At 67.5% G+C, this 7,444-nt stretch carries 6 protein-coding genes; 1 reads left to right on the forward strand and 5 read right to left on the reverse strand.

The window, feature by feature from the left end:
• Positions 1-88 precede the first annotated feature (88 nt).
• The 5 genes from ACFV15_RS47275 to ACFV15_RS47295 all read right to left on the reverse strand — a co-directional run bounded on the left by ACFV15_RS47275 (position 89) and on the right by ACFV15_RS47295 (position 5,891).
• Positions 89-2,074, reverse strand: coding sequence for a trypsin-like serine protease (locus tag ACFV15_RS47275; protein ID WP_378359974.1), 1,986 nt, complete (start codon positions 2,072-2,074; stop codon positions 89-91).
• Between the two features lie 108 nt (positions 2,075-2,182).
• Positions 2,183-3,088 carry an alpha/beta fold hydrolase gene (locus ACFV15_RS47280; RefSeq protein ID WP_378359976.1) on the reverse strand — a complete coding sequence of 302 codons (906 nt, stop codon included), beginning with the start codon at positions 3,086-3,088 and terminating at the stop codon, positions 2,183-2,185.
• Positions 3,085-4,146, reverse strand: a complete 1,062-nt coding sequence (locus tag ACFV15_RS47285) for a tartrate dehydrogenase (protein WP_378359978.1) — start codon at positions 4,144-4,146, stop codon at positions 3,085-3,087. Before ACFV15_RS47285 ends, ACFV15_RS47280 begins: the two co-directional genes overlap by 4 nt.
• Before the next feature lie 56 nt (positions 4,147-4,202).
• Positions 4,203-5,087, reverse strand: a complete 885-nt coding sequence (locus ACFV15_RS47290) for a LysR family transcriptional regulator (protein WP_378359980.1) — start codon at positions 5,085-5,087, stop codon at positions 4,203-4,205.
• Between the two features lie 24 nt (positions 5,088-5,111).
• The gene (locus ACFV15_RS47295; RefSeq protein WP_378359982.1) at positions 5,112-5,891 is read right to left on the reverse strand and encodes a hypothetical protein; all 780 of its coding nucleotides are present in this window, start codon (positions 5,889-5,891) and stop codon (positions 5,112-5,114) included.
• 211 nt (positions 5,892-6,102) lie between these two features.
• On the opposite strand from ACFV15_RS47295, the gene ACFV15_RS47300 reads away from it, so the two are divergent.
• Positions 6,103-7,317 carry a glycosyl hydrolase family 8 gene (locus ACFV15_RS47300; RefSeq protein ID WP_378359983.1) on the forward strand — a complete coding sequence of 405 codons (1,215 nt, stop codon included), beginning with the start codon at positions 6,103-6,105 and terminating at the stop codon, positions 7,315-7,317.
• Positions 7,318-7,444 lie beyond the last annotated feature (127 nt).

The raw sequence follows: 7,444 nt of genomic DNA on the forward strand, positions 1-7,444 counted from the left end.
AGCCGTGTTTGTTGCGGTAGCTTTCGTATTTTTTGTCTTGGGGGGCAGGCTCCGGCGACCCCCCCCCCCCCCACCCCCCACGACCCCACTACGAGATCAGCTGCGCGGACTCGGCCTGGTAGTTGTTCGGGCCGGAGTCCCACTGGTCGGTCGGGAGGTTGACGCCGGTCGGGGTCGCGTAGGAGACGAAGATGCGGACCCAGCCGTTGCCGTAGTTGTAGAACGCGCCGAGGTCGGTGCGCCCGTCGCCGTTGTAGTCACCGGAAACCCAGCGCGAGCGGCCGAGTTCCCAGTTCCCGTTGCCGGTCTCCCAGGTCGCCGCCGGGTCGAGGAAGCCGGTCGCGGTGCCGTACCAGGTGAACATCTTGGTGTTGGCGTTGCCGAGGTCGTACAGGCCCGCGATGTCGGCACGGCCGTCGCCGTTGTAGTCGCCGGCGACCCAGCGCGCGTTCTCCGCGGCGTAGTTGTTCGGGCCGCTGTACCACTTTTCGACCGGGTTGACGGTGCCGCTCTCGGTCGAGTAGGCCACGAAGATCCGGACGACGCCGCCGCCATAGTTGTAGTTGGCCGCGAGGTCGGTGCGCCCGTCGCCGTTGAAGTCGCCGCTGATCCAGGTGGCGCGGTAGGACTCCCAGTTGCCCGGCTTGCTGTCGAAGCGCTCGGCAGGGGCGGCGAAACCGGTCGCGGTGGCGGTCCAGACGTAGAGCTTGGTCTGGGCGTTGCCGAGGTCGTAGAACCCGCCGATGTCGGTCTTGCCGTCGCCGTCGAAGTCACCGGCGACCCACTTGGCGTTCTGCGCTGCCGTGTTGCCGAACCCGCTGTCCCACTTGACGACCGGCGACTCGAAGCCGGTCGCGGTCGCGTAGAAGACCCACAGCCTGGTGAGGCCGTCGTTGTAGTTGTAGAACGCCGCCGCGTCGCTGCGGCCGTCGCCGTTGAAGTCGCCGCTGACCCAGCGGGCGCGGTAGGCCTCCCAGTTGCCGGCCCCGGTTTCCCACCGCTGGACCGGAATACCGAGCGCGGGCGAGCCGCCGTTCCACACGAAGATCTTGTTCGACGCGTTGCCGGTGTCGTACGAGGCGGCGATGTCGTCGCGGCCGTCGCCGTTGAAGTCCGGGCGGCCGGTCTGGCCCTTCACGGTCGCCGAAACCGGTTCGGACGCGGCGCCGGCGCCCGGCACGACGCGGTAGTACCAGGTCTGCTTCGCGGGAAGCGTCGCGTGCGTGAACGAAGGCGTGCTGACCGTGCCGAGCAGGGTGGACGGGCCGATCGGCACCTCGGGCGAGGTCGAGCCGTAGACCTTGAACGAGGAGTACCACAGTGGACGCCAGCTCAGGTTGATCGCGTGCTGCGCGGCGGGAACCGCGGTCAGCGCGGTGATCTGCCTCTCCAGCCAGCCATCCAGATTGTCCACACGGGACTCGACGGCGCCGTCGCGTGTCTCGGTCTCACCGGCGCAGCCATGCTGCAGCGAGGTGCTGTGCAGCGCGACGACCTCGACGCCGGTGTCGGTCTCGCGGAACGCGGGGCCGCCCCAGTCGCCCTTGCAGATGGCGGCGTCGCCTGCGACGTCAATGGTCGTCGCGGCCACCGAAGTCACCGAAAGCACTCCGCTGTAAGGCTTTTCGGGTGCGTTATCGGTATCGGTCCTGCCGAAACCGGCCACTCGCAGCTTCTCGCCCTGCGACGGCGCGGTACCGCCGACGCGCACCGGGTCGATGCCGGTGACCGGGCTCGCGAGCTTGGCCAGCACCACGTCGCGGTCCGGCCTGGTCACCAGGTCGACCACCGGGCGCGTCTGCGACCCGAGCGCCGCCTGCGTGGCGACCTTCGGCGCGCCACCCTGACCGGCGTTTTCGGTGAAGCAGTTGTTCGCCGAAAGCACCCACTGCGCGTCGATCAGCACACCGGAGCAGGTCCGGTTGCCCACGGTGAGTTTCGCGACGAACGAGTAAGCGTTCCCCAGCGAAGGCCCGCCGCCCGCGATGGCGTCGGCCGGCGCCGCGGCGAGTGCCGCGCCAGCGGCGAAAGTGGCCAAAGTGGCCAGAAAACGGCCAGTACGTGTCTGTCTCATCAAGTCCCCAGATTTTCCTCGCGCACCAGAAAAACCGGCGACCTTTTCGGAGCTGAAAAGGTGCCGATTCCCGGTAAAGCGCGACTACCCCAGTAGTGACACCCGAGGCTAGCAGGGCGCGACGACCGTGGCCAAGAACGCCTGGAAGGCGCTGACGAGCTCCAGCGGGGCCTCCTCCGGCACGTAGTGATCGGACGGCAAGGCGAATCCCTGCACGTCGGCGGCGTATTCGCGCCAGACCTGGAGCACGTCGTAGGTCCGGCCGACGAAACTGTGCCTGCCCCACAGCGCGAGCACCGGGCAGGTCACGACCTGGCCCTGCGCCGCGTCGGCGTCGTCGTGCTCCAGGTCGATCGAGGCGGCCGCGCGATAATCCTCACAGGACGCGTGGACGGCGGCCGGGTCAGAGAAGCAGCGGACGTACTCGCGCATCGCGGCCGGGTCGAACGGCACACCACCCTGGTGACGTGACTCCATCCTGGACCGCACCCAGAACTCCGGGTCGTTCCCGATCAGCCGCTCCGGGATCCCGTCGCCCGCCGTGAGGAAGAACCAGTGGTAGCAGCCGAGCCCGAAATGCGTGTCGGCCCGCTGGAACGCGTGCAGCGTCGGCACCACGTCGAGCACGGCCAGCGCGGTCACCGCGCCGGGGTGGTCGAGTGCGAGCCGGTGCCCGACCCTGGCGCCGCGATCGTGGCCGATCACGGCGAACCGGTCGAACCCGAGCGCCCGCATCACGCGCACCTGGTCCAGCGCCATGACACGCTTGGAATACCCGGCGTGCTCGGCGCCGGACGCCGGCTTGTCGCTGTCCCCATAGCCACGCAGGTCCGCCAGCACCACGGTGTGCTCGGCGGCCAGCAACGGCGCGACGTGGTGCCAGCTCAGGTGGGTCTGCGGGTAGCCGTGCAGCAGCAGGACCGGGGGTCCCTCCCCGCCGACGAAGGTGTTGATCCGCACGCCCTCGGCATCCACCGACCGCCGCGTGAACGAGGCGGGCAGTGGCACGCTCATCGCAGGTACTCCACGAGTTTCGCGGTGAACTCGGCGGTCGTCGCGGTGCCACCCAGGTCGGGGGTGCGCAGGTCGGTCTTCGCCAGCACGGCGGCCATGGCGTCGGTGATGTCGGAGGCCGCGGCGGGCAGCCCGAGGTGCTCGAGCATCATGGCTGCCGCCCAGATCGCGCCGAGCGGGTTGGCGATGCCTTTGCCCGCGATGTCCGGGGCGGAGCCGTGCACCGGCTCGAACATGGACGGGAACTCGCGGCTGGGGTCGATGTTGCCGGCGGGCGCGATGCCGATGCTGCCCGCGACCGCCGCGGCCAGGTCGGACAGTATGTCGCCGAAGAGGTTGGACCCGACGATCACGTCGAACCGGCCGGGCTGCAGCACGATCTTGGCGCACAGCGCGTCGATGTGCTCCTGGTTCCACCGCACCCCTGGGAACTCCACGGCCCGTTCGCGCACGATCTCGTCCCAGAACGGCATGGTGTGCACGATCCCGTTGGACTTCGTCGCCGAGGTCAGCCGTCCCTTGCGCTGCGACGCCAGCTCGAAGGCGTAGTCGACGATGCGGGTGATGCCGCCGCGGGTGAACACGGTCTCCTGAACGGCCATCTCCTCGGGCAGGCCCAGGTTGTGCCGCCCGCCGATCTCGCTGTACTCGCCCTCGACGTTCTCGCGGACGACGATGAAGTCGACCTCGCCGGGCACCGCGCCGCGCAGCGGGCTCTCCACGCCGTCGAACACCTTGATCGGGCGCAGGTTCACGTACTGGCTGAACCGGCGGCGGATCGGGATCAGCAGCCCCCACAGCGACAGGTGGTCGGGCACCTCCGGCCTGCCGACGGCGCCGAGGAAGATCGCGTCGTGGTCGCGGAGCCTGTCGATGCCGTCGGCCGGCATCATCGAGCCTTCGCGCAGGTAGCGCTCGCACGACCAGTCGAACTCGTCGTAGGTGAAGTTCAGGTCGTGCTTCTTGCAGACCACGTCGAGCACGTCGAGCGCGGCGGGGGTGACTTCCTGGCCGATACCGTCACCGGGGATGAGGGCGATGTGGAAGTTCTGGGTCATGGATGAAGTGTGAGCAGCGCGTCACCCGTCCGTCTAAGACGAGTAGTCGACAACCCTTATAGCTTGGGCCTATCAACCGCGGCAGACAGGAATTCGCGGGCAGCCGGTGTCAGCGGGCCGATGCGCCGCGCGAGGGCTATGTGCAGGTAGGCGGGCGGGTCGAGCTGCAGAACCCTGGCTCCGGCCGCCTCCGCGAGTGTGGTCCAGGCATCGGTCAAAATGGCCATACCGGCCCCCTTAAGCACTAGGGGGAGGATGGCTTCGCGGTACTCGGTTTCGATCGCGATTGTCAGGTCGACCCCCGCCGCGCGGATCTCGTCGACCAGCCTGCGCATGCCGGTGCCCTCCTGGCCGACGATCAGCCGCTGCCCGGCGAGCTGCTCGTGGCCGACCGCGACACCGGGCGGGAACGGGTTGTCCGGCGGCACCACGAGCACGAACCGCTGCTTGCCGACCGGGGTCATCAGGATGCCCGACGCGGTCGTCGGCTCGCTGCTGCCGAGCATGCCGATCTCGGCGATCCCGGTGCGGACCATGTCGAGCACGTGCTTGGCGGTGAACGCGGCGCGCACCACCACCGCGACACCGGGCCGCCGCGCGGTGAACCGGCTGATCATGCTGCTCAGCGGCTCGACCGACTGCGAGGGCATGGTCGCGATCTCGACCCGCCCCGTGGTCAGCCCCGCCACCGACTCGACGCTGGCGCGCGCGAAGTCCATGCCGTGTACCACTTGCCGGGCAGGTTCGACCAGCGCGTGGCCTGCCTCGGTGAGCATCACCTTGCGGCCGACGCGGTGGAAGAGGTTGCTGCCGAGGTCGCGTTCCAGCGCGCGGATGGCCTGTGACAGCGACGGCTGCGCCAGGTGCAGCGCGCGGGCGGCCGCGTTGATGCCGCCCTGGTCGACCACGGCCAGGAAATACTCGAGCTGGCGAGCTTCCACTCAGCAACCTCTCCCACAAGCGCGTCAGAGTGCTACGTCAGCGTACGTCGTGCCGAGCTTGGCGCTGTTGAGAAAGGCGGATGCTTTGCCACTGTTGCCACCCGAGCGGTAGATGCCCCACTTGTGGTTGACGTGGTCGCCCCAGATCGTCGGGCCGGGGTAGCGGGTCTGGCCGTTGCTGAAGGTCTGGAGCTTGCCGTTGAAGTAGAACTCCGTCCAGCCGTCGTTGCCCTTCGAGATCTTGTAGCCGATGGCGAAGGTGTTCCACGAGTTCATCGCGGGGAAGTTCGTCGACCAGATGTGCTTGCTGGAGCCGTTGGGGTTGGTGAGCTGGAAGTGCAGCTTCCCGTCACCGACCGTGCGCAGCACATAGGGCCCGGACTGCGGCTTCCCGGCTTCGTATCCGGAGATGTGGAACTGGTACACCGCGATCCACAGGCCCGCGTTCGGTTTGATGCCCTGCCACAGCGAGCGCCAGCCGATGTACTGGGTCTGGCCGAGCATGGAGTTGTTGATGCGCAACACCGAACCGTCCGGTTTGCGTAGCCCGCGCGTCTCGCAGCGCTCCTTCCCGTTGGCCCAGTCGTTGATGTCGTAACGGAAACACTGTCCGTACTTGCCTTGCGGGTCGGCCGCCACGCCGATCGTGCCGGGGTCGGTCTCCAAGCCGTCGAACACCTTGGTGCCGCGTGCGGGATCGCCGGTCCACAACACGCTTCGGACGGCGTTCGCGGGCGGCGCGGCGAGCAGCAGTGGAGTGGCCGCGAGCGCGCCGAGAGCGGTACGCCTGCTGATGGGGGACATGGAACCTCCGCGGTCTGCAGCGCGCTTGAGGGCGCGCAAGGGTGGTGACGGCGGTGACGCAATCCTCCGACGGACTGAGCGGATCGGCAACCCAGTCGCACAGAGTAATAGTTAGGAAAGTTTCCTAACACCCTTGTATTCGCAGTGTCGCACGTGTCACGCTTCCCAGCATCGCCGCCACTGACAAAGCCGTCCTGAGGTGAGGAGAGCGATGAAGAAGACCTTGCGTCTGGTGGCCACCGCGGCCACGCTCGTGGTGGGACTCGCTGGGGTTCCTGGAGGCGCCGTCGCGGCGCAGGCCACGGCCTCGGCCTATGTGCCAGGCACCATCCGGCCCTCCGCTTCGCAAGCCGTCCAAGACGCGGCGCTGATGAAGTACTACGACTTCTGGAAGAAGAACTTCCTCACCACCAAGTGTGGTTCGGGGACGTACGCGGTGCTGTCCAAGGATGCCGACCACTCCTTTGTGGCCGAGGGCGAGGGCTATGGCATGACCATCGCCGCGCTGATGGCCGGCAAGGATTCGCAGGCGCACGCCATCTTCGACGGCATCCTGAAGTTCGTGAAGTCGCACCCCTCGGTGAACAACAAGGATCTGCACGCCGCCGAGCAGGACAGCAACTGCAAGAGCGTCAACGGCAGCGACTCCGCCACCGACGGCGACCTGGAGATCGCGTACGGCCTGCTGATCGCGGACAAGGTGTGGGGCAGCGCCGGCACGTACAACTACAAGGCCGAAGCCGTGCGCGTCATCAACGCCATCAAGAAGAGCGAAGTCAACTCCAGCACCAAGTTCATGCGCCTCGGCGACTGGGCGACCGACAGCAAGTACACCAACAGCTCGCGCTCGTCGGACTGGATGCCGGGTCACTTCCGCGCGTTCGAGAAAGCCACCGGCGACTCGACCTGGGGCGCCATCCGCAGCAAGCACGAGGGCGCGGTTTCCTCGCTGCAGTCGTCGTACGCGCCGAACACCGGTCTGCTGCCCGACTTCGTGGTGAACACCAACAGCACCCCGAAGCCGGCGGGTTCGAACTTCCTCGAGGGCCCGAACGACGGCAAGTACAGCTGGAACGCCTGCCGTGACCCGTGGCGCCTCGGCGCCGACGCCGTCACCGCGGAAGGCAGCGCCGCGCTGAACCAGGTGAAGAAGATGAACACCTGGATCAAGTCGAACACCGGCGGGGACCCGTCGAAGATCGTCAGCGGGTACTCGTTGAGCGGGTCCAAGGTCGAAAGTGACAAGCACCCGTGCTTCACCGCGCCGTTCGCCGTCGCGGCGATGACCGACCCCGGCAGCCAGGCCTGGCTGGACAAGCTGTTCACCAGCATCACCACGTTCTCCCCGGACGCCACCGATTACTACGGCACCGGCATCACCGTCCAGGTGCTCATCATCCTGAGCGGGAACTTCATCGCACCTTAGTAGTGGGGTCGTGAGTGGTATGGCCGGTTCTGACCGGCTGTCTGTTTTCAGGACTTCCCGGACAGTTGATGTTTCAGGACCTCACAGACACTGACCGGCCTGTCGGCGTGGTGACCAGGGGTGTTGT

Source organism: Amycolatopsis sp. NPDC059657, from assembly GCF_042734395.1.
Taxonomy (GTDB): domain Bacteria; phylum Actinomycetota; class Actinomycetes; order Mycobacteriales; family Pseudonocardiaceae; genus Amycolatopsis.